This window comes from Aeromonas rivipollensis, from assembly GCF_037811135.1.
GTDB classification, from domain to species: domain Bacteria; phylum Pseudomonadota; class Gammaproteobacteria; order Enterobacterales; family Aeromonadaceae; genus Aeromonas; species Aeromonas rivipollensis.
The window spans coordinates 4148757-4173818 of the sequence record NZ_CP149130.1 but is presented as its reverse complement, the minus strand read 5'-3'; the positions used below and the strand labels follow the sequence as shown (position 1 = coordinate 4173818).

Genomic DNA, 25062 nt, shown 5'->3' with positions numbered 1-25062 from the left:
TCTTCCTTCCAAGGAGTGCTGTGTCATGACGGCACGAAGTGATGGTTTTACCCTGATAGAACTGGTGATCGTAATCCTGTTGCTCGGGATTCTGGCCGCCTTTGCCGTGCCCAAGTGGCTGGGCAAAGGCGGCTTTGAAACCCATACCCTGCGCGATGAGCTGGTGACCCGGCTGCGGCTGGTGCAGACCATGAACATGCATGAAGGGGAGGCGCGCTGCACCCAGCTGGTGCTGGAGCAGGGCCGCTTCGCTCACCTGACCCAGACGGGCAACTGCGTGGCCAAGCCCATCTCGAAATGGAGTGCTGACGAGCAGAGCCGGGGGCGCGTTGTCACAGCCTCCGGCGACATCTCCCTGCCGCAAGGCAGCTTCTTTTTCGACAAACGCAGCGGCCGTCCGCTCTCACCGTCCACCTGCGTCACTGGTTGCAACCTGGTGGTGAGCAGCGGGCAGGAGAGCGCCCGGCTGCGTATCGAGCCGGAAGGTTATATCCATGCCCTCCCTTAAGGCCCGTCGCGGCTTCACCCTGATCGAATTCGTGGTCGGCATTGTGCTGCTGGCCATCGCCCTGACCGGCATTCTGGGTCTGCTGATCAATCAGGCCCCCCAGGGGGTGGATCCGGTGCAGCAGGTGCGGGGCGCCCAGCTGGCCCAGCGGATCCTCGGCGAGGTGCTGCAAAAATCCTTCGATGAACACTCGGATCACAATGGTGGCCGTTTTCGCTGCGGCGAGACAGTCGGCACCCCTGCGGTGACCTATCCCGCCTGCACCCCGGTCGCCGATTACGGCCCGGATGGGGGCGAGAGGCGCCCCTTCGAGTTCAACGACGTGGATGACTTCGATACCGCGGGCAACTGGGTGGACGCCAACCAGTTTACCCAGACGAATGCCGAGGGCGTCAGCGACGAGGAGTATCGCCACTATCAGGTCAGGATCGCCGTCACCCCGGATACCCTGTTCGGGAGCTCAGGCCTGGGGGCCGAGTCCATCGGCAAGCGCATCGCCCTGACAGTGCGCCTGCCGGATCAGAGCGAGCTGGCTTTCACCCTCTACCGGGGGAATTACTGATGGACAAGGCGCATTCCCGTTATGCCGCGTCCGATGACGCATCCGTTACCACAACCCGTTACCACGTCCGACCTGGGCGGGCACGGGGCTTCACCCTGGTGGAACTGGTGATGGTGATACTGCTGCTCGGGGTCATGGCCACCTTTACCAGCCAGTTTATCGGCATCGGCACCCAGATTTACGGGGATGCCAGTCGCCGGGAGCAGCTGATGAGCGATGCCCGCTTCGCCCTGGAGCGGCTCAACCGCGAGCTGCGCGATGCGGTGCCGGGCTCGGTGCGCATCGAGGATGCGGTGGGCAACCCTCTGGATCAGGGGGCCTGCCTGCGCTTCTGGCCCATTGCCACCGCCAGCCGTTATCTGGGCTCAGCGGCCAGCGGCGGGCTCACCATAGTGGAGCCCGAGGTGCTGCCCCGGGAAGACGACGAGGCCATCATCTACCCCCTTGCCGATCCTGCACTCAACCTGGAGCAGGGGTGCCTCCATGGCAACTGCGTGGCCAGGGTTATTTCGGTGGGCAGCCCTGTCTCGGGAGCCTTGCCGCTGACGGTGGATGGCGCCTTCACCAAGGAGTCGCCGGGGCAGCGCATCTATTTTTCCCGCCAACAGGTGCGCTACTGCGTGATGAATGCCGCCCTGACCCGGGCCAGCGCCGCCATAGGCACTGACTTTCACGGGATCACGCCGGTCCTGATGGCCGAGTATGTCCGCCCTGCGCCCTATTACTTCTACCGTGAGCCAGCCGCCTTCAGCCAGAGCGAGGTTGGGTTTCGGATGGAGCTAGAGCAGCGCGGAGAGCGCGTTCTCTTCAACCACAAGCTGGAGACGCTCAATGTTCCCTAGGCCTCCCCGCAGGTTGGCGCCCCAGCGTGGCAGCGCCATCATGGTCGCCCTCTTCGTCATCGTCATCATGGCCCTGCTGGCGGCGGCCATGGGCCGCTTCCTGGTAGACAGCGGCGAGAAGAACACGGTGGAAGTGCGCGGGGTGCGAGCCCTGATGGCGGCCCAGAGCGGGCTGGAAATCGCCCTCTATCAGCTGTTTCCCAATCGCAGTGGCGCCGAGTTGCCCGCCGCCTGCACCAGGGTGGCGGCGTCCCGGGTCTTTGACAATGATCCCGGCCTGAGCGGGTGCCGGGTGTCGGTGAGCTGCAACGAGATCCAGGCCACTCAGGGGGGAGAGACCAGCACCACCTACCGACTCACCAGCCTGGGCACCTGTGGTACAGAGGCAGCGGGCGCCAACCCGGGCTTTGCCGTCAGCCGCACCCTGGTGGCGGAAGCCTTTGATGGAGTGATGCCGTGAGATTTTGGTTGCTGGTCTTAACAATGCTGTCTGGTATGGCTTGTGGGTTCGAAACCGTCGACACTGACACCTATTTCCCGGCTGTGGTTCAGGGCCACCGCGGTAATAACAACGCGGTCTGCACTGGTCAGGATGCTGCCAAGCTGACCCAGAACAACCAGGCGAAAATAACGGGCACTGCAGGTGCTGCATTGAATTTCTGCGACTCGAATAAGGGTTCCGGCATGCCATTGGATGGTTGTGACAACGCCAATGGTTCTCGCCGGCTCTGCTCTATCAGCGACCGTTCCATCCGAGGGATGTCTACGTCAGGTGGTAACAGCTTCCTGAGCAGTTCCGGCGACGATGGCAGCTTGGGGTTCTGTAACGCGGGGCAACAGTTGACCATGGGCAGTACCAGCCAATATCAGTTCGGTGCGATCAGTCTCTACAGCGCCTGTACCCTGACATTCTCCTCTGCCCGTAATGAATATCGGATTGAGAGCCTTGCCATAGGCGGAGGGGCCAAGGTCATTCTGCCTGCCGGTGATTACTGGATTGACAGCTTGACTATCAACCAGGGAGGTGTGATCGAAACGCAGGGCGCCGTGCGCATTTTTGTAAATGAGCAAGCCGCTTTGAACGATGGACGCCTCAATCCGGACAACCAGGGGTCAGTGCTGCTGTTTGGCTATGCCGATATCAATTTGAATGGGAATAGTCTTATCAATGGACTGGTGTATTCGGATAAAGCTCTGAACATGAATGGCTCCAGCATCATCAACGGCAGAACAACCAGCCGTTCCCTGTTCATGACTGGCTCCACGGCGATCAATGACAAGGCCCCTCCCGTGCCGCTCGCCTGTTTCAGCGACGACTTCTCCGCCAGCACCCTCAGCAACAACTGGGTGGTGGCTCGCAGCAGCGGCAACTTTACCCCCGCCATCGTCAATGGCCGGCTCGGCATGACCCAGGCCAGCACCCGCCAATCCACCTCGGCGACTTACCAGCGGCTCTTCCCCGCCGCCAACAACCTGGTGACCATAGAGTTCGACCAGTATGCCCACGGTGGCAACGGGGCGGACGGCATGGCGGTGGTGCTCTCGGATGCCAGGGTGACCCCCCAACCGGGCGCCTTCGGCGGGCCCCTCGGGTATGGTTTCAAGCCAGAGGTCAACGGCTTTGCCGGTGGCTGGCTCGGGGTGGGCATAGATGAGTACGGCAACTTCTCGGGTGAAGGCGGGGCGACCAACAAGGGGCGGCGCAAGCAGTCCGTGGTGGTGCGTGGATCTGGCTCGGGCACCAGCGGCTACAACTACCTCAAGGGCACCTGCAACAACGGCGCCGACAACGCCAACGGCAACTGCCTGTCGCCGACCGTGGACAGCGGCTCGGACAGCAATCGCCCTCACCGTTATCGACTGACCATAGACTCGCGCATCACCGGCCAGTCTCTGGTCAAGGTGGAGCGCAACACGGGGGGCGGCTACAGCACCCTGATCGACAGCTTCAATGCCGCGGGTCAGAGCGGCCAGGCGGCCATTCCCGAGAATCTGATGTTGTCCCTGACGGGTTCCACAGGGGATGCGACCAACGCCCACCAGATCGACAACGTCCGGATCTGCGCCCTCAACTCCAATCCGGTGGGCACCCAGATCGATCACTTCGAGTTCGATCACTCCGGCCAGGCCCTGACCTGCAACCCGGAAGCCCTCACCATCCGGGCCTGCGCCAACGACAGTTGCAGCCAGCTGTTCACTGACCCGGTAAGCGCCACCTTGACGCCGCTTAAAAACGGCAGCAACGGCTGGATAGCCGACAGCCAGGTGAGCTACAGCGGCAACACAGCCACAGTGAATTTCAGCGGCGGCACGACCAGCCTGCAGCTACGCAACAATCTGGCGACGGCCATGACGGTGGGGGTAAGCGGCTCGACGCCGTCCACCAAGCCGCTCAGCACCACACTATGCCGGGCGGGGGGCGGGGCGCTGAGCCCTGCCGCCTGTACCCTGGACTTTGCCGACAGCGGCTTCCTGTTCGATGTGCTGGATACCTATTCCAACAAGCCACAGGATGTGGTGATCAGTGCAGTCAAGAAAGACGATGCGACCCAACAGTGTGTGCCCGGTTTTACCGGCACTCGCTCGGTGGGCTTCTGGGGGACTTATGTCACTCCGAATGCCAATGCGTTTGGCAGCCAGGTCACGATAGATGGCAATCCTGTCTCCACTTACGCCGCCAATGCGGCTTCGCCAGCGAGCACGCTCATCAACTTGAACTTTGATAGTCAGGGCAAGGCGACGCTGAAGAAAGTGAACTATCCGGATGCGGGCAGGGTGCAGCTCAACGCCCGCCACGATGGCAGCGGCGATACCGCGGGTCTGGTGATGACGGGGGCGGATGCCTTTGTCAGTCGCCCGGTTGGGCTCTGCATCACACCCACCCAGGGGACCTGCGCGGCAGGGAATGCCAGTTGTCCGGTGTTCAAGAAGACCGGCGAAGCATTCCAGCTGAATATCAAAGGGGTGGCCTGGCAAGCGGACGATGACAAGGACCTGTGCAGCGGCAATCTGGCGACTCCCAACTTCGTGCTGGCCAATATTGCCCTCGGCAGCGAGCTGGTGGCGCCCAAACCCGGGGAAGAGGCGGTGGTCGGCACACCCCGCTATGACCACTCAAACGCGAAAGGCAGCAACAACCTCAACCCCGTCGGTCAGTCGGTCAACGAGGTCGGGGTGTTCCGGATGACGGCGACGCCACCGACAGCAGGTTATTTCAACTACACCATACCCCCCGCTACCAGCGTGCCGTTGGGGCGCTTTATTCCGGTGGACTTCAATCTGGTGAGCGGTGACATAGTGCCCGCCTGCAGTGAGTGGTCCTATATGGGTCAACCCTTCCTGGCGGAGTTGAATATTCAGGCCCGCAATCAGTTTGGCGAGACAACCCGAAACTATCGAGGGGCGTTTGCCAAGGGGGATGCCTACCTGAGCGCGGCCAACAACAGGGACGGGGTGTCGCTCTCCGCCCGGCTGCGCAGTCTGGGGCCGCTGCCCTGGGTGGAAGGGGAGGCCGACTTCAACGGGCCGACCGAGTTTGCCCGCCGCACCGATGGTCAGCCAGACGGCCCCTATCGGGCCCTGTCGTTTGGCCTTTATATGAAGGACAACGATGGTGAGCAGACCCTGATCGCCAATCCCGACTTCAACGACGGACAGCCTGGGTCATGCAGTGGCGCCAGTTGCAATGCCAGGCTCATCGACGAGGTGCCCATGGAGGCGTACTTCGGTCGGGTGCAGGCGGGCACCCGCCAAGGGGTGGCCACGGCCGGGCTGGCGGTGCCGCTGCAACTGCAATATCACGAGGCAGGCGCCTGGCATGCCATGAAGGCGGACCAATGTACCAGGCTCTCCCTGCAAGATGGGGGCGTCGAGTTCACCGATGGCAGCCAGAGTTTCGATGGGGGAAGCGGCGATCTGGCGCTGGATGGCAACACTCGTATCCGGCTCGGTCTTGGCCCGATCGCCCCCGGTGCCATGATCCAGAGGGCGAAGGATGGTGTCATCACCTTGCAGTTTGCAGCCCCGGACAGGGCGGTACGCATTCCTTTCCGGATCGATCTGAGCAAGCAACCCGAGTCAGAACAGCAACCCGGGCGGCGACCGCTCTGGCTTTCCGACCCTGACAGTCTGGGTGGCATGGCGATTTTCGGCCTGGGCCGGGGCAACGATCGCATTATTTATCGCCGCGAAGTGATGCCCTGAAAATGATATGGGGACAGGGAGAGGGGCGCTTTGGGGTAGGCCTGCATCTTATCTCCTTGTTTCGTAGTGTTTGTCGGCCTGAGCGGGTGAGTGATGACTCGCATTTTTGTCGCGCTTGATTGACTGGCGACAGTTTGAGCGCTTGCCCATTGGGGTGGGCATTGGTAAAGTTAGCCGGTTTTCTGCACCTCCAAATTCTTAGGATTTCCCGTAGCCATGTTCAAAAAGCTCAGAGGCGTCTTTTCCAACGATCTGTCGATCGATTTGGGAACTGCCAACACCCTGATCTACGTAAAAGATCAAGGGATCGTCCTTAACGAACCCTCAGTTGTCGCCATTCGCCAAGAGCGCGGGAACGCCAAATCGGTCGCTGCCGTCGGTCATGCCGCCAAGCAGATGCTGGGTCGTACCCCTGGTAACATCTCCGCCATTCGTCCGATGAAGGACGGCGTGATCGCCGACTTCTACGTGACCGAGAAGATGCTGCAGCACTTCATCAAACAGGTTCACGACAACAACTATTTCCGCCCCAGCCCCCGTGTGCTGGTGTGTGTGCCGTGCGGCTCCACCCAGGTCGAGCGCCGTGCCATCAAGGAATCCGCGCTGGGCGCCGGTGCCCGCGAGGTTTACCTGATCGACGAACCCATGGCCGCTGCCATCGGTGCCGGCCTGCCGGTCTCCGAAGCGACAGGTTCCATGGTGGTCGATATCGGTGGTGGTACCACCGAAGTGGCCATCATCTCCCTGAACGGCGTGGTCTACTCCCAGTCCGTGCGGATCGGTGGCGACAAGTTTGACGAAGCCATCATCAGCTACGTGCGCCGCAACTACGGCAGCCTGATCGGGGAAGCCACCGCCGAGCGCATCAAGCACGAGATCGGCTCCGCCTACCCGGGCGAAGAGGTGCGCGAGATCGAAGTGCGTGGTCGCAACCTGGCCGAGGGCGTGCCCCGCAGCTTCACCCTGAACTCCAACGAGATCCTGGAAGCGCTGCAAGAGCCGCTGTCCGGTATCGTCTCCGCCGTCATGGTGGCCCTGGAGCAGTCTCCACCCGAGCTGGCGTCCGACATCTCCGAGCGCGGCATGGTGCTGACCGGTGGTGGCGCCCTGCTCAAAGACATCGACCGTCTGCTGATGGAAGAGACCGGCATCCCGGTCGTCGTGGCTGAAGATCCCCTCACCTGTGTCGCCCGTGGCGGTGGCAAGGCGCTGGAACTGATCGATATGCACGGTGGCGATCTGTTCCACTACGAATAAGACCCAAAGCCGGCCGAGCGCCGGCTCTTTTTTGACGACTCATGAAACCCATCTTTGGTAGAGGCCCTTCGCTTCAGTTACGGTTGTTTCTCGCCGTCATCATCTCTGTCGCTGCCATCGTCGCGGATTCCCGCTTCGGTGTGTTCACGCACGTCCGCGTCTATCTGAGTTCCCTCGTCAGTCCGCTGCAATACATCGCCAATGCGCCAGGTACCCTGCTCGACACCATGTCGACCCAGGTGCAGACCCGGTCCAGCCTGATTGAGCAGACCAAGCAGCAGGAGCAGCAGCTGTTCACTCTGCGCTCCCGCCTGCTCAAGCTGGATCAGCTGGAGCACGAGAACCAGCGCCTGCGTGAGCTGCTCGGGTCGCCGGTGCACAAGGAGTCCCGCAAGATGGTAGCCGAGCTGCTGTCGGTGGATTCCGACCCCTTCAGCCATCAGGTGCTGATCAACAAGGGGGCGCTGGACGGCGTCTATAACGGCCAGCCGGTGATCAACGATCAGGGGGTGGTCGGTCAGGTACTGCACGTGGGTTCCACCACCAGCCGCGTCCTGCTCATCACCGACTCCAGCCACGGCATTCCGGTACGGGTGCTGCGCAACGATCTGCGCGCCATCGCCTCCGGCAGCGGCGAGCTGGACAAGCTGGAGCTGCGCAACCTGCCGCGCAACACCGACGTCCAGGTCGGCGATCTGCTGGTCACCTCGGGCCTCGGCGGCCGCTTCCCGGAAGGCTATCCGGTGGCGACCGTGACCCGATCCGATTACGTGGAGGGCAAGCCCTTCGCCCAGATCGAGGCCAAGCCCCTGGTGGCGCTGGACAGGTTGCGTTACCTGCTGCTGCTGTGGACCGACAAGAAGCCGGAAGTGCATGACGACGAGGCCATGACGCCTGCGGTGGCGCCCTCTGCGGCGACGGCCACCTCGGCGGCGGAGGCGACACGCTGATGCTGCAACCCGCCAGCGGCAGGATCTGGATCTGGATCTCGATCCTGCTGGCCCTGTGCCTCTCGATCCTGCCGCTTCCCTTTCAATTCGAACCCTTCAGGCCGGACTGGCTCGCCATGGTGCTCATCTACTGGGCGCTGGCGTTGCCGCACCGCACCAACGTCGGCACCGCCTGGGTGGCGGGCCTGCTGCTGGATGTGCTGCTCGGCAGCACCCTCGGCGTGCGGGCCATGGCCATGGCCATCACCACCTATCTGGCGGCCTTCCAGTTCCAGAAGATCCGCAACTTCTCCCTCTGGCAGCAGGCGCTGATCATCGGTCTGCTCTCCCTGGTGGGCAAAATCACCGTGTTCTGGGCCGAGCACCTGTTCAGCCGTGCCAGCCTCAATCTGGCCTACTTTTGGTCGACGTTGACAACGATGTTAATATGGCCCTGGATTTTTATGGTCTTGCGCAAGGTACGCCGTCGCTTCAATATCAAGTGAACATGAGCAAAAACAACGGATTGTAACTGCGTCTCATCTCATTGAGTGAATATGAACAAGCACAACGAACTGCAACTCTATCTCGCCTCGGGCTCCCCCCGCCGGCACGAACTGCTGACCCAGCTGGGCTACCGTTTCGAGGTGCTCAGGCTGGATGTGCCCGAGCAGCGGGAAGCGGGCGAAAAGCCCCAGGATTACGTCTGCCGGCTCGCCCGTGACAAGGCGATGGCCGGTGTGGCCGCGGCCCCGACCGCATTGCCTGTGCTGGGCGCCGACACCATAGTGGTGCTGGGGGAGAGGGTGCTGGAGAAACCCTCAGACCTGCTCGATGCCAAAGACATGCTGGAGGCGCTCTCCGGCAAGGTCCATCAGGTGATGACGGCGGTGGCTCTGGCCACCCCGGATCGCTGCGACGTGCGGCTGGTCACCACCAATGTGGCATTCCGCAAGCTGGACGAGGCCGAGATAGAGGCCTACTGGCGCACAGGTGAGCCCTGTGACAAGGCCGGTGCCTATGCCATCCAGGGGATAGCCGGCAAGTTCGTCAGCCGCATCGAGGGGAGCTACAGCGCCGTGGTCGGCCTGCCCCTGCTGGAGACGGATCTGTTGATCAAGCAGCACCTCGAGCAGACTCGGTAATCCCCCCGTCAGCAGTTCGCTGCTGAGTTACCCATTGTTCGTCGTGCCAGAATTCAAAACTAGAAAGGCAAGGTAACTTATGTCAGTAGAACTGCTGGTGAACGTCACCCCCTCAGAGACCCGGGTCGCCTTGGTCGAGAACGGGCTGCTGCAGGAAGTGCATGTAGAACGTCAGGCCAAGCGCGGCATCGTAGGCAACATCTACAAGGGCAAGATCAGCCGGGTGCTGCCCGGCATGCAGGCCGCCTTCGTCGACATCGGCATGGACAAGGCCGCCTTCCTGCACGCCTCCGACATAGTGCCCCACACCGAATGCGTGGCGATCAAGGAGAAGGAGCAGTTCCAGGCCGGCAACATCGCCGAGCTGGTGCGCCAGGGCCAGGACATCATGGTGCAGGTGGTGAAAGATCCCCTGGGCACCAAGGGTGCCCGTCTCACCACCGACATCACCCTGCCGTCCCGCTACCTGGTCTTCATGCCGGGCAGTGCCCACGTCGGCGTCTCCCAGCGCATCGAGTCCGAAGCGGAGCGGGAACGCCTCAAGCGCACGGTGGCCGGCTATGTGGACGAACTGGGTGGCTACATCATCCGCACCGCCGCCGAAGGGGTGGGGGAACAGGAGCTGGAGCAGGACGCCGCCTTCCTCAAGCGGCTGTGGCGCAAGATCCTGGAGCGCAAGCAGAAGTACCCGCCCTGCAAGATCCTCTACGAGGATCCCAGCCTGGCCTTCCGGGTGGTGCGTGACTTCGTCGGCGCCGAGCTCGACAAGATCCGGGTCGACTCGCGCCAGAGCTTCGAGCTGCTCTCGCACTTCACCGGGGAGTATGTGCCCGAGCTCGCGAACAAGCTGGAGTACTACTCCGGTGAGTCGCCCATCTTCGATCTCTACGACGTGGAGAACGAGATCCAGCGCGCCCTGGAGCGCAAGGTGGAGCTGAAATCCGGCGGCTACCTCATCATCGACCAGACCGAAGCCATGACCACGGTGGACATCAACACCGGCGCCTTCGTCGGCCATCGCAACCTGGAAGAGACCATCTTCAACACCAACGTCGAGGCCACTGCCGCCATCGCCCGCCATCTGCGGCTGCGCAACCTGGGCGGCATCATCATCATCGACTTCATCGACATGCAGTCCGAGGATCACCGCCGCCGGGTGCTCCACAGCCTGGAGCTGGCGCTGGCGAAAGACAGGGCCAAGACCAACGTCAACGGCTTCTCCCAGCTCGGGCTGGTGGAGATGACCCGCAAGCGTACCCGGGAGAGCCTGGAGCACGTTCTCTGCTCCGAATGCCCGGAGTGCAAGGGACGCGGCCGGGTCAAGACGGTGGAGTCGGTCTGCTTCGAGATCCTGCGGGAGATCATCAGGGTCAACCGCGCCTACGATGCGGATCAGTTCACCGTCTATGCGGCCCCCTCGGTGGCCGATTACCTGCGGGGGGAGGAGTCCCACAGTCTGGCCGAGCTGGAAGTCTTCATCGGCAAGCAGGTCAGGGTGGTGACGGAGCCGCTCTGTGGGCAGGAACAATTCGATGTGGTGATGATGTAATTGATCTACCGCTGGCTGAGTCGGGGCTGGTTAGCCCTCGGGGTCTTCTTCGTGCTGCTGGCCATCCTGGTCAGCGTGGTACGCCTTGGCGGCCCCCTGCTCAACCAGCACAGGCAGGCCCTGATCGCCACCCTGCTCGGCGACAGCCAGCTGGAGGTGAGCGTTGAGCACGTCGGGCTGAGCTGGACCCAGCGCGGCCCGGCCCTCGAGCTGCAAGGGCTGGCCATCGCCCCCGATTCGGGGCGCTTCTCCCTGCGCCTTGGCAAGGTGTGGGCCCACCTCGACTTCTGGCGCTCCCTCAACGACTGGAAGCCGGTGTTTGGCCAGTTGCTGCTGAGCGACGGCGACATAGCGTTGGACCTGGCGCAGCCGGCCGTCCCGACCGACGAGAAGTCCCCGGATCAGCAGCGAGCCCTGCTGCGCTTCCTGCTGACCCAGCTCTCCACCTTCGACATTCATGACAGCCGCCTGAGCGTGACCACTGCGCTCGGAGAGGTGCGCGCCCTCAACATCGCCCAATTGCGCTGGCAGAATCGCGGCAAGCGCCATCAGGGGGTGGGCAAGGCCTACCTCATCAACGGGGTGGGCGAGAGCACCCTGGATCTCATCATCGACGTGGATGCCCCGCAAGTGCGCCTCGACAGGCTCAAGGGCCAGCTCTACCTGGGGGCCAGCGAGCTGGACATCAGCCCCATGCTGGCGCGGATCCACGCCGGCGAACCCAGGGTGACCGGCCAGCTCGACTTCCAGCTGTGGAGCGAGTTCGAGGGGGGCAGGCTCGGCAACTCCCTGCTGGCCTTTGGCAACAACCACCTGATCTGGAAGGACGAGGTCAAGGGAGAGCCGCACCGGCTCGATCTGCAGGGGGGCAAGATCCAGCTGCGGCGCGACGGTGAGGAGTGGCAGCTCGCCAGCCATGACGTGACCTTCAAGCTCGATGGGGCGACCTGGCTGCAGAGCCGGTTGCAGCTCGAGCGGGTCGGCTCCCGCATCCTGGGCTATGTGCCCGCCATCGATCTCAACCAGATGGCCAACCTGAGCCAGCTGGTCTCGGGCCTCTATCCCAGCCTGACCAACACCCTCAAGCACACCCAGCCCAAGGGCAAGTTGCAGGAGCTGGTGCTGCAGGCCGATGGTGACTGGCAGGGGCTCTCCCTGAGCGGGCAGCTCAGGGGCTTCGAGACCAAGGCCTGGCACGACGTGCCCGGGCTGCAGAAACTGGACGGCGACTTCTGGCTGACTCCGGCCGGGGGCAGCGCCCGCCTGACCCTGGGCAAGGGCAAGGTGGATCCTGCCCGTCACTTCAAGGTGCCGATCCCGGTCGACAGCCTCTCTGCGCGCCTCGACTGGTGGCGCGAGACGCAAGGCTGGGTGCTATATGGCCAGGATATAGCGCTGGATAACGAGGACTTGAGCCTCGCCAGCCGCTTCCGCCTCGAGCTGTTCGAGCACCCCTTCCTCGCCCTGACCGGCCGCATCGATGTGAAGAATGCGGCCCATGCGGATCGCTACTATCCGCTGGCCGTGATGAGCGACGGCCTGGTGGACTACCTGAGCGGTGCCATCAAGGGGGGCAAGGCCAAGGGGGCAGACCTGCTCTGGTATGGCGAGTTCCGTGACTTCCCTTACGACAAGGGCCAGGGGGTCTTCCAGGTCGCCGTGCCGCTGGAGCGGGCCACCTACGAGTTCTTCCCCGGTTGGCAGCCACTCACCGACCTGCAGATCGATCTCCTGTTCCAGAACGCGGAGCTGGACATGCGCAGCAGCGCCACCCGGCTCGGCAAGGCCAGATCCGACGCTGTGCATGCCTGGATCCCGGATCTCTCCCCCGGGGCGCACCTCTATGTGGATGCCAAGGTCCAGGGAGAGGGGCAGGCCATCAGCGGTTACCTGCAGGAGTCTCCCCTCGCGGGCTCCGTGGGGCAGGCACTGCGGGAGATCGAGATCCGCGGCCCCATGGAGGGCACGGTCAAGCTGGACATACCGCTGGATGGCAAGGGCGAGGTCAAGGCCAGTGGAGAGGCGAACTTCCATGACAACAGCGTCAGGATCGCCACCCTGGATCTGCCCCTGGAGAAGGTGCAGGGACGGCTCGAATATGACAACGAGCACACGCACTTCAGCAACCTCAAGGCCAGCCTCTGGAACCAGCCGCTGACCCTGGATTACCGGGGCAAGCAGCTGCCCCACGGCTATCAGGCGGATCTCAAGTTCAAGGGACTCTGGGACAGCAGTCGCCAGCGCCAGGACATTCCCGCCCTCGAGATGCTCAAGGGGCGCAGCAACTGGACGGGGACCCTGGGGCTGACCCTGCCCGAGAACAAGGCCTTCAGCTTCCAGCTGGCGTTGGACTCCAACCTGCAGGGGATGGGGCTGGATCTGCCGGTGCCGCTGACCAAGGCGGCCGGGAGCCGGCTCCCCCTCAAGGTCACGGCACGGGGCCGCGACGGCAGCGCCGACATTCGCGCCGTGCTGGGGGCCGATGTGGATATGCAGAGCCGGCTGGTGTACGGCGAGGGGGCTCCCTACCTCAGCCGGGTGCGGGTCAACGTCGGTCAGCCCGGGGCCAGGGTGCTGCAAGACAAGCCCATGCTGCTCGCCATCAATCAGCCCCAGGCCGACGTGGCCGGCTGGCTGGCACGGCTCACGCGCTGGTTGCCGGGCAAGGGGGCGGGGAGCAGCGGCAATGCGGTGGTCGGCCCCGCCTTCCTGCCTCAGGAGTGGTGGGTCGATGGTCTGCTCGCCCGGGCCGATATCGGCAGCGCCAACCTCAAGGCGGTGCACTTCACCGTGGGGCCGGTGAACCTGGCCACCGAGGTGATGATCGACAGCCCCGAGGTGATGGGGGTGGTGCGCATTCCCGTGACGGACAGGCAGCCCATAGATGCCAAGTTCGCCCGTATTCACTGGTCAGGCAAGGGATCCGACCTCAGCCCCGAGCCCGATGCGAGGCAGGACAAGGCCATCATGGATGCCATTCCCTGGCTCACCTTCAGCTGCGTGGATTGCCGCTTCGGCGCCCTGCCGCTCGGGGAGCTCAAGGGAGAACTGGTGCCCGGTGCCAACCGGCTCGATCTCAAGGGGCTGGAGATGCGGCTCGCCGGCAGTACCCTGAGCGGGAGCGCCGAGTGGCTGGCGCGATCCGGCCAGATGCAGACCCGGGCCCGCGCCCACCTCAGCACCCAGAACAGCGAGTTGCTGCTCAAGCGACTCGGCTTCACCTCGCCCATCGGCGACGCGCCGGGCAAGCTGGCGCTGGATCTGAGTTGGCGTGACGTGCCCTACCGGCTGGACTTGCCGACCCTGGCAGGCAGTGCCGATTACCAGCTGGAGGGAGGCACCCTGCGGGAGGTCAACGACAAGGGGGCACGGCTGCTCTCCCTGCTCAGCCTCGACTCCCTGATGCGCAAGCTGCGTCTCGATTTTCGCGATGTGTTCGACAAGGGCTTCTACTTCGAGTCCATGTCGGCCTCCGCCAAGATCAAGCAGGGGGTGGTGGAGAACAACGACTTCTACATGAAGGGGGCCGCGGGCAACCTGCGTGGCGAGGGCATCGCCGATCTGGTGCGCTGGCGTCTCGATTACGATCTGAGCTTCTCCCCGAACCTGGGGGGCACACTGCCGGTGGTGGCGGCCTTCTCCCTGACCCCGATCACCGGGCTCTATGTGCTGGCGCTCTCCAAGCTGCTGGAGCCTGTGGTGGATGTGGTGACCCGCATCGACTTCCGGGTCTCGGGCCCGCTCGATGATCCCAAGCTGATCGAGGCCGGCCGGGATCGCGCCCGCATCAAGCTCAACCAGCAGCAGAAACAGGCGGTGGATGCGGTGGCGCCTGACCTGCCCGCCGAGGAGGTCACCCCCTTCCTGCTGACCCCCAAGCCGGGTGTGCCAGCCCAGCGCTGAGGAGCGGCATCCGGTGCCAAAATCCTTTCGCCCCGGGCCCGAACCCCTCATAGTGCTGGGAGTCCCCCGCAAGCCGAGGATGCCGAGTCCGGCGGCTTGCCCAATCACAAGGAGCGCGTCATGTGGCTAGCCGCCATACAGTTGATCTCGGGTCGTTACTGGCAGGATAACCGGGCACAGATTGCCGCCGAGCTGGCGGCGCTGCCCAAGGAGCGCCCCCTGCTGGTGCTGCTGCCGGAAAACTTCGCCCTGTTCGGCGAGCGTCAGGGCTATCTGGACGGGGCCGAACCCCTGGGAGATGGCCCAATCCAGCAGCAACTGGCCGATTGGGCCAAAACCCACGGCATCTGGCTGGTGGCCGGGGCCATGCCCACCACCATCGCCGGTTCCGACCATATCCACACCAGCTCCCTGGTGTTCGATCCCAACGGGGAGCTCAAGGGCCACTACCACAAGATCCACCTGTTCGACGTGGACGTGGCGGACAACCACGGCCGCTACCGGGAGTCAGAGACCTTCAGCCCCGGTCAGGAGTGCGTGGTGGTGGACTCCCCCTTTGGTCCCCTCGGCCTCTCTATCTGTTATGATCTGCGCTTCCCCGAGCTCTATCGCCGGCTGACCCGTGCCGGTGCCCGCGTGCTGCTGGTGCCTGCCGCCTTCACCGCCGTGACCGGGGAGGCGCACTGGGAGCCGCTGCTGCGGGCCCGCGCCATCGAGAACCAGTGCTATGTGGTGGCCGCCAATCAGGGGGGCAGCCACGAGACGGGGCGCCAGACCTGGGGCCACAGCATGGTGATCGATCCCTGGGGCCGGGTGCTGGCCTGCCAGGATTCGGGCCCTGCCACAGTGCTGGTGAAGATGGAGCCCGGCCTTGTCGACGAATTGAAACGCACCATGCCCGTGCTGCAACACGCCCGTTTGCTCTGATGGTGTGGTGTTGATTGACCTAGGGTGCAACAAGCGAAGCGCATTGCACCCTACTAATACGAACTTGTCACCGGGCCACACCGGATGAATTCACCGTTACGACGTCTCGCATCGAGAGTGGAGAGAAAGATTGAGTCTATTGAGCCAGGTTAGTGCCTCCTTGTTGGCCCCGAACGATCTCGACGAAGGGCGCCTGCAGCAGCTGCTCGGCAGCCTGATGAGCCATCAGGTGGAGTTCGGCGACCTCTATTTCCAGCGCAGCTGGCACGAGTCCTGGATGCTGGAAGACGGCATCGTCAAGGATGGCAGCTACAACATCGATCAGGGGGTCGGGGTGCGCGCCGTCAGCGGCGAGAAGACCGGCTTCGCCTACTCGGACGAGCTAAGCCTGCTGGCCCTGCAACAGTCGGTGACCGCCGCCCGCGGCATCGCCGCCGCCGGTGCCCAGGGCAAGGTGAAGGCCTGGGCTCGCACCGAAGCGAACCTGCTCTATCCCGCCATGGACCCGCTGCAGACCCTCGACAAGCAGCAGAAGATCGCCCTGCTGGAGCAGATGGACAAGTTCGCCAGAAGCCTGGATCCCGCCATCAATCAGGTGATGGCCTCCATCAGCGGCGTCTATGAAGAGATACTGGTGGCCGCCACCGATGGCACCCTGGCCGCCGACGTGCGCCCCCTGGTGCGCCTCTCGGTGACCGTCATCGCCGAGAAGGGGGATCGCCGGGAGCGCGGCAGTGCCGGGGGCGGTGGCCGCTTCGGTTACGACTATTTCCTGGAGCTGGACGGGCTGGAGAGCCGCGCCTTCGGCTATGTGCGCGAAGCGGTGCGCCAGGCCCTGGTGAACCTCGAGGCCATAGACGCGCCGGCCGGCACCATGCCGGTGGTGCTGGGCGCCGGCTGGCCCGGCGTGCTGCTGCACGAGGCGGTGGGCCACGGCCTGGAGGGGGACTTCAACCGCAAGGGGTCATCTGCCTTCGCCGGTCGCATCGGCGAGCAGGTCGCCTCCAGGCACTGCACCATCGTCGACGACGGCACCCTGGTGGGGCGGCGCGGCTCCGTCTCCATCGACGACGAGGGAACCCCGGGGGGTTACAACGTGCTGATCGAGAACGGCATCCTCAAGGGCTACCTGCAGGACAAGCAGAACGCCCGCCTGATGGGGGTGCCACTCACCGGCAATGGTCGCCGCGAATCCTACGCCGCCCTGCCGATGCCGCGCATGACCAACACCTACATGCTGGCGGGTCAGCACGATCCGGCGGAGATCATCGCCTCGGTGAAGAAGGGCATCTATGCCCCCAACTTCGGCGGTGGTCAGGTGGACATCACCTCCGGCAAGTTCGTCTTCTCCGCCTCCGAGGCCTACCTCATCGAGGATGGCAAGATCACCGCCCCCATAAAGGGTGCAACGCTTATCGGCAACGGCCCAGAGGCCATGAGCCAGGTCTCCATGGTGGGCAGCGATCTTGCGCTGGATCGCGGGGTCGGGGTCTGTGGCAAGGAGGGGCAGAGCGTGCCGGTCGGCGTCGGTCAGCCTACTCTCAAGCTGGATCAATTGACCGTGGGCGGCACTTCCTAGGCTGCCTTGGCCGCACGGCGGCAAGACCCTACACCATCAAACCCCGGCCGCAGCCGGGGTTTTGTTTTCTCTGGGACGCACCAATAAAAACCCCGGTCAGTGGATCGGGGCGGGTGAAGGAGGTTGATGGGGCTCAGTTGGCCGATATGGCACGGGCGTCGATATAGAATCGCGCGTTGCCCTGGGGATCTATCCTGATCTGGGCGACCAACCGATCGCTTCGCTTGTATTCCCACCTGCTCTTGATCCGGGTCAGGGCGGGGCTGACGGCCCCGACCACGTTCAGATATTCGTGGAACAGGCTGTAGCTTCCAATCTCGGTCAGCATCTTTTCCATTTGCATGTCTCCTCAAGTGATTGGGTCTGCGCGGGTCACGTTAGCGGCGACCCTCTGAACCTTTCCTGTATAAAAAACACACTACTCCGTCCCTGGGCAGGCATCATGATCAGGCGCAAGTTCGGCGACGATTTCCGAGTCGAGGTGACAGCGTTTTCAGTCAGGGCTGGCGCGCGGCGGGCAGGTGTTCGAGGGTGGCGTGTGACTGCGCCGGGGCCGTCTGCACGGCGGGCGCGCCGTGGAACACGGGATCCTGCGCCACCTCCTTGATGCCGTTGATGCAGAACTGCATGCCCATGCACACCAGCAGGAAGCCCATGATGCGGGTCATGGCATCGATGCCGGTGGCGCCGAGGATCTTGCAGACCGGATCCGCCAGCTTGAGCACGCCCCAGCTGAGCAGGCTCATCAGGGCGAAGGCGGTCACCATGGCGGCATAGATGACGAAACGGTTGTACTCGTCGGGCAGCTCGGCAATCTGGGCGGCGCCGCTGATCACCAGGGCCATGGTGCCCGGCCCGCACATGCTGGGCATGGTGAGCGGCACGAAGGCGATGCTCTGGTTGATGTCGACCCCGGCGGACTGGCTGGGGGCGGGGAACAGCATGCGAAAACCGATGAAGGCGATGATGAGGCCACCGGCTAGACGCAGGCCGGGAATGGAGATCCCGAACAGATCCAGGATGGAGGAGCCGATGAAGAAGCTGACGCAGAGGGTGGCGAACAGATAGATGGCGGCCAGGTTGATCTGGCGGCGTACGTGCTCACGGGACATGCCCTTGCTCAATCCCAGCAGCAGGGTAGCCGTGGTGGGGGGATTGACCATGGGCAGCAGCGCGAGCAAGGCGATGAATACGACCTGGAAAAACATCTTGCACCTCGGGGTGGTTGGAAAACAACAGGGCCAGACGGGGGTCTGGCCTTAAGGGGGGGCTACTCTACGGCAGCCAGGCTGAATATAGCCGGAACGAAGGGGCCCCGACAGTCCGGGGCCCGCACCTGTCAGGCGGTTTGTGGCGTGGCCTGACGCTGAGTGCGCTGGCGCAGCCAGAGCCAGAGACCCAGCACGAAGCCGAGGGCCGCCAGACTGACCACATAGTGGGAGGGCGCCAGCACGTCGTTCTTCATCCACAGCGTCACCAGCATGGGAGTGAGGCCGCCGAAGATGGCGTAGGCCACGTTGTAGGAGAACGACAGCCCTGAGAAGCGCACCACGGGCGGGAAGGCGTTGACCATGACATAGGGCACGGCGCCGACTATCCCCACCGCAAAGCCTGCCAGCATGTAGAGCGGCACCAGCTGATCCATGCCCGCCGCCAGGCCGTGGTAGAAGGCATAGGTGGCACCTGCCAGCAGCAATGAGCCCAGGACGAAGGTGGGGCCGCTGCCGAGGCTGTCTATCAGGCGGCCGTAGAAGATGCAGCCCAGGGTGAGCGCCACTATGGCCAGGGAGTTGGCGGTCAGGGCATCGGCCGGGCTGATGCCATGGACCTTCTGCAGATAGGTCGGGGTCATCAGGATCACCACCACTATGCCGGCGGAGAGCAGCCAGGTCAGCAGCATGGAGACGATGACGCTGCCCTTGTGCTCGCGGAGCACCGTCTTGAGGGGCAGCTCCTCGGCCAGGGCCTTGTTGGTCTGCATCTCGGCAAAGACCGGGGTCTCGTGCAGCCAGCGGCGCAGGTACATGGCGACTATGCCGAACACACCGCCGAGCACGAAGGCCAGACGCCAGCCCCACTCGCTCACCTCCACCGGGCTCATGCCGCGGTTGATGGCGGTGGCCACCAGGGAGCCGAGCAGTATGCCGGCGGTCAGCCCTGCGGTGAGGGTACCGCAGGCGACGCCGACCCGGCGGGCGGGCACGTGTTCGGCCACGAAGACCCAGGCCCCCGGGACTTCACCCCCGATGGCGGCCCCTTGCAGGATCCGCAGCAGCAGCAACAGCAGCGGGGCGACGATGCCGAGGGTGGCATAGGTGGGCAGCAGGCCGATCAGCAGGGTCGGCAGCGCCATCAGGATGATGCTGAGGGTGAACATCCGCTTGCGGCCGATGAGATCGCCGAAGTGGGCCATGATGATGCCCCCCAGCGGGCGGGCCAGGTAACCGGCGGCGAAGATGCCGAAGGTCTGGAACTGGCGCAGCCACTCGGGAATGTCGGCCGGGAAGAAGAGCTCGCCTATCACCACGGCGAAGAAGACGAAGATGATGAAGTCGTAGAATTCGAGGGCACCGCCCAGCGCCGCCAGGCTTAAGGTCTTGTAATCCTGTCGGTTGAGGGGGCGATTGTGGTCATGATGTGTGCTGACTTTAGTCATATCCTTATGTTTCCCATCGTTTTTTTAGTTATTCTCCCCCATGCTCTGCGGGGATACGCTCACCCACGAGGGTATGCTTTTGTATCCCAGGAAGTAAATCGCACAATTCGCAACACTGTCTTGCAGCACCTTGCGGCAAGGGATTGGAGAGGTCATGACGAAGAAAAAGGTACTGCTCTCCTGGAGCAGCGGGAAAGACAGCGCCTGGGCCCTGCATCGCTTGCGCCAGGATCCGGCGATCGAGGTGGTGGGGCTCTTCACCACCCTGAATCAGGCGTTCGAGCGGGTGGCCATGCACGGGGTGCGCAAGCAGTTGCTGACGGAGCAGGCCGCGTGCGTGGGGCTGCCACTGCACTGCATCGATCTGCCCTGGCCCTGCAGCAACGAGGACTATGGCCGGGTCATGACCGGCTTCATCGAGGGCGTGCTGGCCATGGGGATCCGCCACATGGCATTCGGGGATCTCTTCCTCGAGGATGTGCGCGCCTATAGGGAGAAACAGCTGGCGGGCACGGGCATAGCGCCGCTGTTCCCGCTCTGGGGCAGCGACACGAGGGAGCTGGCGCAGGAGATGATGGCCGCCGGACTGAAGGCCAGGATCTGCACCCTGGATCCCGGCAAGCTGGATGCCAGCCTGGGTGGGCACGGGTTCGATCCGGCCCTGCTGGCCGCCCTGCCCGCCGGGGTGGATCCCTGCGGCGAGAACGGCGAGTTCCACACCCTGGCCTTTGATGGCCCCATGTTCCAGCGGCCCCTGGCGATCCGGGTGGGGGAGACAGTGGTGCGGGACGGCTTCGTCTTTACCGATCTGCTGCCGGATGAGACCCCTGAGGGCTAGTTGCCCGGGAGAGCGGCGGACCCATCTCCCGTCTACGGGATGCGACAAGGCCGGATCCCAGGGGATCCGGCCTTGTCGTCTGGCCCGGCTCAGCGGGCGGCGAAGGTGTCGCAGCTGGCGGGCTTGCCGCTGTCAAAGCCCTTCTTGAACCAGGCGAGGCGCTGGGCCGAGCTGCCGTGGGTGAAGCTGTCCGGCACCACCCGGCCCTGACCCCGCTGTTGCAGGCGGTCGTCGCCTATGGCCTGGGCGGCGTTGAGCGCCTCCTCCAGATCGCCGTGCTCCAGCACCTGCTCCCGCTCCATATGGTAGCCCCAGACCCCGGCGAAGCAGTCGGCCTGCAATTCGAGTTTGACCGACAGCTTGTTCTGCGCGGCCTGGCTCAGCCCTTGCTGTTGCTGACGCACCTTGGTCGAGATGCCGAGCAGGTGCTGCACGTGGTGGCCCACCTCGTGGGCGACCACATAGCCCTGGGCGAAGTCGCCATCGGCCCCCAGCTTGTCGCGCATGTCCTGATAGAAGGAGAGATCGATGTAGACTGTGCTGTCCGCCGGGCAGTAGAAGGGGCCCATCACCGACTGGCCCTGGCCGCAGCCGGTCTGGGTGGCGCCGCGATAGAGCACCAGCCTGGGGGGCTGATACTGGCTGCCGCTTTGGGAGAAGATCGCGCCCCAGGTATCTTCGGTGGAGGCGAGCATCACTGAGGTGAATCTGGCCAGGGGATCGCTGGCCGGCTGAGACACATTCTGGCGCGGCGCCTGGCTCTGCTGGGACGGTTCGTCGAGCAGGGGGCTGAGATCCACGCCGTAGTAACCCGCCACCATCACCACCACGATCAGGATGAGGCGCCCCTTGCCACCTATGGGCAGGCCACCGCCCCCGCTGCCACCACCTTCCTGACGCCTGTCTTCCACGTTGTTGCTCTCACGGCGATTTTGCCAGCGCATATCTGCCTACTCCCGTCATTGGTGGTGGCAGTAATGATAATGGCTGGTTGTCCGCCTTGCCTAACGCGGAGGTCTCACTCTGCCCAGGGCATCTCGGGCAGGCTGTCGAGAAATTCGGCGTAGCGGGTCAGGTTGAAGGGGCCCTGATCCGCCTCCATGGCCATCAGCTCGGCGCCGAGGGCGCAGGCGATGTATTGCAGCGCCTCGTCCCGCGGGGTGCCCTTCATCACCAGCCGCATCAGGGTGGCTTTCACCTGCAGGGGATGGCCGTCGGCGAGCTGGTTTTCAACCATTTCCAGCAGCGTCTGTTCGTCAAAGAATTCGGTGGTGTCCGTCATGGGAGATGTCCTGCTTGTTGTTCTGTGGGATAGGGCGGGCAGTATAGCCGGAACCGCCGCGCGACTCATGTGGCAGGGACTAAATGTCGTCTGCGGTCGGCCGGCTTGCGGTCCATGACGGCCTCCTTTTGGCCGGGGATCTTGCCAAGCGCCCCTCATGGGGGCAGTCTTGATGGCTGTTGTTCCCATCACACGAGCCTTTGCCATGATCCTCTCCGAGCGTCTCGCCCTGCGCGAATTAACCACTGCTGATGCCCCCTTCATTCTCGAGTTGCTTAACGACGGCGACTTTCACCGCTACATAGGCGATCGCGGGGTGCGCACCCTGAGGGACGCCGAAGAGTACATACAGCAGGGGCCGGCGGTCAGCTACGCCCGCCATGGGCATGGTCTCTATCTGGTGATACGGCGGGAAGACGAGGCCAGGATCGGCATCTGCGGGCTCATCAAGCGCGATACCCTGCCGTGCGAAGACATAGGCTACGCCTTCCTGCCTGCCTATCGCGGTCAGGGTTACGGCATAGAGGCGGCGCGGGCGGCGTTGCAGGATGGGCGGGAGCGGCTCGGCATCGAGCGGGTCATCGCCATCGTCACCCCGGGCAACGAGCGCTCTGTGGCGCTGCTGGGCAAGCTGGGTCTGGTGCGCAGCCGTCTGGTCAGGCTGAGCGAGGATGCCGACGAGTGTCTGTTGCTGGAAGCGGCCGATACTCAGGCCTGCACTGTCTGAGGGATGGCGGGGCCGTCAATCAGTCAATCAGAAGAGGGGATCACAAGGTTGGCGGAGAGGGAGACAAGGGGGCCGCCGTGAGTTGCGGCCTGTCTGCATCTGAGGCTGCCGGTGGGCAGGATCAGTTGAGCTCTTCGATGGAGAACTCGCCAGGGATGCCATCACAGGAGATGGCGAAGCCACCGCTGGAGCGGGTGCTGAACTGGATCAGAAACGCATCATAGTCATGCTCTTGCACGGGCAGGTTGATGGGTTTGCTGCGACGCAGGGGTTTGTGTGTCTGTACTGCTTTCATCATGGTATTTCTCTATATAAATTAGATAATTGCTCCTTGTATTTGCAAATGTAGGTCAATGGGCGCGGTCAGATCCGCGCAGGAATACCCAGCCCCATAAGGGCGTCTGCACTATCAAGGAATATGCGGATGCATAGTTCAAATTGGGTGGGCAGATCGGGTCTGCACCGTGAGAGCCGGGCAACGCAGGCAGACAGCCTGACGGTTCTCAAGGCGAGTAAATCAGAGGGAGGTTATGCGGGTACTGGCTGGATTCATCCGAAGGTGAAGCATTGCAGGGTAAACATAATCAGGGCTGATTAACTAGCCGACGCGCATTCTCTCCTAGAAATGAATAAAAAGCAAACACTAATTGTGAGATGTCGTGACGGTGGCGCATTTTTCACTGCCACGCCACCAACGAGAAGGGCTCCCGAGGGAGCCCTTCTGCTGTTGCCAGTCAAGGCCTGCGACTGACTCAGTAGTCGCCGCTGGCCTTCTTGGCGGCAGTGATCATGGGGGTGATGGTCATGCCCTGCACCACTATGGAGAACATCACCACCGAGTAGGTCATCACCAGGATCACCTCCCGCAGATCGACGCCGTGCTCCGGCAGCACCATGACGCCCGAGGGCAGCGCCAGTGCCATGGCCATGGCCAGACCGCCGCGCAGGCCGCCCCAGGTGAGGATACGCACCGAGAAGCGGTTGTAGCTGCGGAACTTGCGGAAGGCCACATAGGGCAGGGAGACGCTGATGAAGCGGGCGGCGAGGCAGAGCGGCACCGCTATGACCAGCAGGATCCAGTCTTGCCAGGCGAGGTCCAGCAGCACCAGGGCCAGGCCGATCAGCAGGAACAGCAGGGCGTTGAGGAACTGATCCATCAACTCCCAGAAGTGATCCAGGTGGTGGCTGCTCTGCTCGGAGAAGCCGGAATGGCGAGTCCAGTTGCCTATCATGATGCCGGTGACCACCATGGCCAGGGCGCCGGAAACGCCGATCATGTTGGCAAAGGCGAAGCCCGCGGTCGGGATGCAGAGGGTCAGCAGCAGCTCCAGGGAGCCGTCGTCTGTGGCGCTGATCATCACGTGGGCAATGAGGCCCAGCACGGCGCCGAACAGTATGCCGCCGAGGGCTTCATGCAGGAACAGGCCGGCCACGCTGGTGAAGGTGGGCTCGACGCCGCCAAAGGCCACGGCGAAGACGGTGGCGAAGATCACCAGGCCGACCCCGTCGTTGAACAGGGACTCCCCTTCGATCTGGATGGCGATCTGGGGCGGCGCCTTCATCTTCTTGACGATGGCGAGCACGGCAATGGGGTCCGTGGGGGAGATCAGGGCACCGAACAGCATGCAATAGACCAGCGGCAATTCCCAGCCCAGCAGCCTGGCGATGAACCAGAAGCCGTAACCGATGATGAAGGTGGAGAGCAGGGTCGCCGCTATGGAGAGAATGGTGATCTCCCACTTCTGGCTGCGCAATGCCTTCAGATTGATGCCAAGACCGCCGGCAAACAGCAGGAATCCGAGGATCCCCTTCAGCAGGAAGTTCTGGAAGTCGATGCTTTCCATGGTCTCGACGGCCAGAGGTTCCAGATTGAACCAACCCAACTTACCAAACAGCACCAGCAGCGCGGAGATCAGCATGGATCCTGCGGTGATGGCGATGGTGGTCTGGATCTTCACGACATACTGGTTGGCAAAGGCGATGAAGATCGCCAAGGCTGCCAAGAAACAGAGTGTGTAGTAGACGCTCATAGTTATTTTTCTCTTTAGTAAACAGCAAGCACGTATCCCCGTTGAGGACGGGCATAGGGTACTCCCCGCTCAGGCCGGGCTCATTACCTATTTATAGTTATATTTAATCGTTGAAATAGACAGAT

The 25062-nt window shown here is 63.3% G+C and carries 22 protein-coding genes; 15 read left to right on the top strand and 7 right to left on the bottom strand.

Going from position 1 to position 25062, the window contains the following annotated elements; all coding sequences use genetic code 11:
• Positions 1–25: 25 nt before the first annotated feature.
• From WIR04_RS19040 to tldD, 13 genes are all read left to right on the top strand, one after another.
• Positions 26–508 carry a pilus assembly FimT family protein gene (locus WIR04_RS19040; RefSeq protein WP_338889032.1) on the top strand — a complete coding sequence of 161 codons (483 nt, stop codon included), beginning with the start codon at positions 26–28 and terminating at the stop codon, positions 506–508.
• Positions 495–1070, top strand: a complete 576-nt coding sequence (locus WIR04_RS19035) for a prepilin-type N-terminal cleavage/methylation domain-containing protein (RefSeq protein WP_338889030.1) — start codon at positions 495–497, stop codon at positions 1068–1070. Before WIR04_RS19040 ends, WIR04_RS19035 begins: the two co-directional genes overlap by 14 nt.
• Entirely contained in the window at positions 1070–1912 is an 843-nt protein-coding gene (locus WIR04_RS19030; RefSeq protein WP_420883436.1) for a PilW family protein, read from the top strand. Before WIR04_RS19035 ends, WIR04_RS19030 begins: the two co-directional genes overlap by 1 nt.
• Positions 1902–2372 (top strand): MSHA biogenesis protein MshP, encoded by a 471-nt coding sequence (locus tag WIR04_RS19025; RefSeq protein WP_338889028.1) that lies wholly within the window; start codon positions 1902–1904, stop codon positions 2370–2372. The genes WIR04_RS19030 and WIR04_RS19025 overlap by 11 nt, the downstream gene beginning before the upstream one ends.
• A gap of 23 nt (positions 2373–2395) precedes the next feature.
• The gene (locus WIR04_RS19020) at positions 2396–6115 is read left to right on the top strand and encodes a DUF6701 domain-containing protein (RefSeq protein ID WP_338892649.1); all 3720 of its coding nucleotides are present in this window, start codon (positions 2396–2398) and stop codon (positions 6113–6115) included.
• Between the two features lie 216 nt (positions 6116–6331).
• Positions 6332–7372 (top strand): rod shape-determining protein, encoded by a 1041-nt coding sequence (locus WIR04_RS19015; protein WP_005308111.1) that lies wholly within the window; start codon positions 6332–6334, stop codon positions 7370–7372.
• Between the two features lie 41 nt (positions 7373–7413).
• Complete coding sequence (gene mreC / locus WIR04_RS19010) at positions 7414–8322, top strand: rod shape-determining protein MreC (RefSeq protein ID WP_025325449.1); 909 nt, start codon at positions 7414–7416, stop codon at positions 8320–8322.
• Entirely contained in the window at positions 8322–8807 is a 486-nt protein-coding gene (gene mreD / locus WIR04_RS19005) for a rod shape-determining protein MreD (RefSeq protein ID WP_025325450.1), read from the top strand. The genes mreC and mreD overlap by 1 nt, the downstream gene beginning before the upstream one ends.
• Before the next feature lie 51 nt (positions 8808–8858).
• Positions 8859–9446: a Maf family protein gene (locus tag WIR04_RS19000; RefSeq protein ID WP_025325451.1), complete on the top strand. Its 588-nt coding sequence runs from the start codon at positions 8859–8861 to the stop codon at positions 9444–9446.
• Between the two features lie 79 nt (positions 9447–9525).
• Complete coding sequence (gene rng, locus WIR04_RS18995) at positions 9526–10995, top strand: ribonuclease G (protein ID WP_025325452.1); 1470 nt, start codon at positions 9526–9528, stop codon at positions 10993–10995.
• Positions 10996–14898 carry a YhdP family protein gene (locus WIR04_RS18990; RefSeq protein WP_338889024.1) on the top strand — a complete coding sequence of 1301 codons (3903 nt, stop codon included), beginning with the start codon at positions 10996–10998 and terminating at the stop codon, positions 14896–14898.
• A gap of 120 nt (positions 14899–15018) precedes the next feature.
• Positions 15019–15825 carry a carbon-nitrogen hydrolase family protein gene (locus tag WIR04_RS18985; RefSeq protein ID WP_338889022.1) on the top strand — a complete coding sequence of 269 codons (807 nt, stop codon included), beginning with the start codon at positions 15019–15021 and terminating at the stop codon, positions 15823–15825.
• A gap of 130 nt (positions 15826–15955) precedes the next feature.
• Positions 15956–17404, top strand: a complete 1449-nt coding sequence (tldD, locus tag WIR04_RS18980) for a metalloprotease TldD (protein ID WP_168236258.1) — start codon at positions 15956–15958, stop codon at positions 17402–17404.
• Between the two features lie 133 nt (positions 17405–17537).
• On the opposite strand, the gene WIR04_RS18975 is transcribed toward tldD, so the two are convergent.
• The 3 genes from WIR04_RS18975 to WIR04_RS18965 all read right to left on the bottom strand — a co-directional run bounded on the left by WIR04_RS18975 (position 17538) and on the right by WIR04_RS18965 (position 20060).
• Positions 17538–17741, bottom strand: coding sequence for a hypothetical protein (locus WIR04_RS18975; protein ID WP_025325456.1), 204 nt, complete (start codon positions 17739–17741; stop codon positions 17538–17540).
• 160 nt (positions 17742–17901) lie between these two features.
• Complete coding sequence (locus WIR04_RS18970; protein ID WP_307765236.1) at positions 17902–18612, bottom strand: MarC family NAAT transporter; 711 nt, start codon at positions 18610–18612, stop codon at positions 17902–17904.
• 131 nt (positions 18613–18743) lie between these two features.
• The gene (locus tag WIR04_RS18965) at positions 18744–20060 is read right to left on the bottom strand and encodes an MFS transporter (RefSeq protein WP_338889017.1); all 1317 of its coding nucleotides are present in this window, start codon (positions 20058–20060) and stop codon (positions 18744–18746) included.
• A gap of 154 nt (positions 20061–20214) precedes the next feature.
• On the opposite strand from WIR04_RS18965, the gene WIR04_RS18960 reads away from it, so the two are divergent.
• Positions 20215–20898, top strand: a complete 684-nt coding sequence (locus tag WIR04_RS18960; RefSeq protein ID WP_338889015.1) for an ATP-binding protein — start codon at positions 20215–20217, stop codon at positions 20896–20898.
• 89 nt (positions 20899–20987) lie between these two features.
• Here the strand turns inward: WIR04_RS18960 and WIR04_RS18955 are convergent, their stop codons facing one another.
• Both WIR04_RS18955 and WIR04_RS18950 read right to left on the bottom strand, forming a co-directional pair.
• Positions 20988–21842 (bottom strand): neutral zinc metallopeptidase, encoded by an 855-nt coding sequence (locus WIR04_RS18955; RefSeq protein ID WP_338889013.1) that lies wholly within the window; start codon positions 21840–21842, stop codon positions 20988–20990.
• A gap of 74 nt (positions 21843–21916) precedes the next feature.
• Positions 21917–22180: a hypothetical protein gene (locus tag WIR04_RS18950; RefSeq protein ID WP_111910749.1), complete on the bottom strand. Its 264-nt coding sequence runs from the start codon at positions 22178–22180 to the stop codon at positions 21917–21919.
• Positions 22181–22385: 205 nt separating this feature from the next.
• Here WIR04_RS18950 and WIR04_RS18945 point away from each other — a divergent pair, with 205 nt between their 5' ends.
• A complete protein-coding gene (locus WIR04_RS18945; RefSeq protein WP_338892648.1) occupies positions 22386–22907 on the top strand; it encodes a GNAT family N-acetyltransferase in 522 nt (173 codons plus the stop codon).
• 121 nt (positions 22908–23028) lie between these two features.
• Here the strand turns inward: WIR04_RS18945 and WIR04_RS18940 are convergent, their stop codons facing one another.
• Both WIR04_RS18940 and WIR04_RS18935 read right to left on the bottom strand, forming a co-directional pair.
• Positions 23029–23205 carry a hypothetical protein gene (locus WIR04_RS18940; RefSeq protein ID WP_005326732.1) on the bottom strand — a complete coding sequence of 59 codons (177 nt, stop codon included), beginning with the start codon at positions 23203–23205 and terminating at the stop codon, positions 23029–23031.
• 454 nt (positions 23206–23659) lie between these two features.
• On the bottom strand, positions 23660–24937 hold the full coding sequence (locus tag WIR04_RS18935) for a cation:proton antiporter (protein ID WP_307765239.1): 1278 nt from the start codon (positions 24935–24937) through the stop codon (positions 23660–23662).
• Positions 24938–25062: the final 125 nt, after the last annotated feature.

Bases quoted from the DNA above. Each gene is read 5' to 3' on its own strand.
- WIR04_RS19040 (WP_338889032.1), top strand. From the start codon at position 26: ATGACGGCACGAAGTGATGGTTTTACCCTGATAGAACTGGTGATCGTA.
- WIR04_RS19035 (WP_338889030.1), top strand. From the start codon at position 495: ATGCCCTCCCTTAAGGCCCGTCGCGGCTTCACCCTGATCGAATTCGTG.
- WIR04_RS19030 (WP_420883436.1), top strand. From the start codon at position 1,070: ATGGACAAGGCGCATTCCCGTTATGCCGCGTCCGATGACGCATCCGTT.
- WIR04_RS19025 (WP_338889028.1), top strand. From the start codon at position 1,902: ATGTTCCCTAGGCCTCCCCGCAGGTTGGCGCCCCAGCGTGGCAGCGCC.
- WIR04_RS19020 (WP_338892649.1), top strand. From the start codon at position 2,396: ATGCTGTCTGGTATGGCTTGTGGGTTCGAAACCGTCGACACTGACACC.
- WIR04_RS19015 (WP_005308111.1), top strand. From the start codon at position 6,332: ATGTTCAAAAAGCTCAGAGGCGTCTTTTCCAACGATCTGTCGATCGAT.
- mreC (WP_025325449.1), top strand. From the start codon at position 7,414: ATGAAACCCATCTTTGGTAGAGGCCCTTCGCTTCAGTTACGGTTGTTT.
- mreD (WP_025325450.1), top strand. From the start codon at position 8,322: ATGCTGCAACCCGCCAGCGGCAGGATCTGGATCTGGATCTCGATCCTG.
- WIR04_RS19000 (WP_025325451.1), top strand. From the start codon at position 8,859: ATGAACAAGCACAACGAACTGCAACTCTATCTCGCCTCGGGCTCCCCC.
- rng (WP_025325452.1), top strand. From the start codon at position 9,526: ATGTCAGTAGAACTGCTGGTGAACGTCACCCCCTCAGAGACCCGGGTC.
- WIR04_RS18985 (WP_338889022.1), top strand. From the start codon at position 15,019: ATGTGGCTAGCCGCCATACAGTTGATCTCGGGTCGTTACTGGCAGGAT.
- WIR04_RS18975 (WP_025325456.1), bottom strand. From the start codon at position 17,741: ATGGAAAAGATGCTGACCGAGATTGGAAGCTACAGCCTGTTCCACGAA.
- WIR04_RS18970 (WP_307765236.1), bottom strand. From the start codon at position 18,612: ATGTTTTTCCAGGTCGTATTCATCGCCTTGCTCGCGCTGCTGCCCATG.
- WIR04_RS18965 (WP_338889017.1), bottom strand. From the start codon at position 20,060: ATGACTAAAGTCAGCACACATCATGACCACAATCGCCCCCTCAACCGA.
- WIR04_RS18960 (WP_338889015.1), top strand. From the start codon at position 20,215: ATGACGAAGAAAAAGGTACTGCTCTCCTGGAGCAGCGGGAAAGACAGC.
- WIR04_RS18955 (WP_338889013.1), bottom strand. From the start codon at position 21,842: ATGCGCTGGCAAAATCGCCGTGAGAGCAACAACGTGGAAGACAGGCGT.
- WIR04_RS18950 (WP_111910749.1), bottom strand. From the start codon at position 22,180: ATGACGGACACCACCGAATTCTTTGACGAACAGACGCTGCTGGAAATG.
- WIR04_RS18945 (WP_338892648.1), top strand. From the start codon at position 22,386: ATGATCCTCTCCGAGCGTCTCGCCCTGCGCGAATTAACCACTGCTGAT.
- WIR04_RS18940 (WP_005326732.1), bottom strand. From the start codon at position 23,205: ATGATGAAAGCAGTACAGACACACAAACCCCTGCGTCGCAGCAAACCC.
- WIR04_RS18935 (WP_307765239.1), bottom strand. From the start codon at position 24,937: ATGAGCGTCTACTACACACTCTGTTTCTTGGCAGCCTTGGCGATCTTC.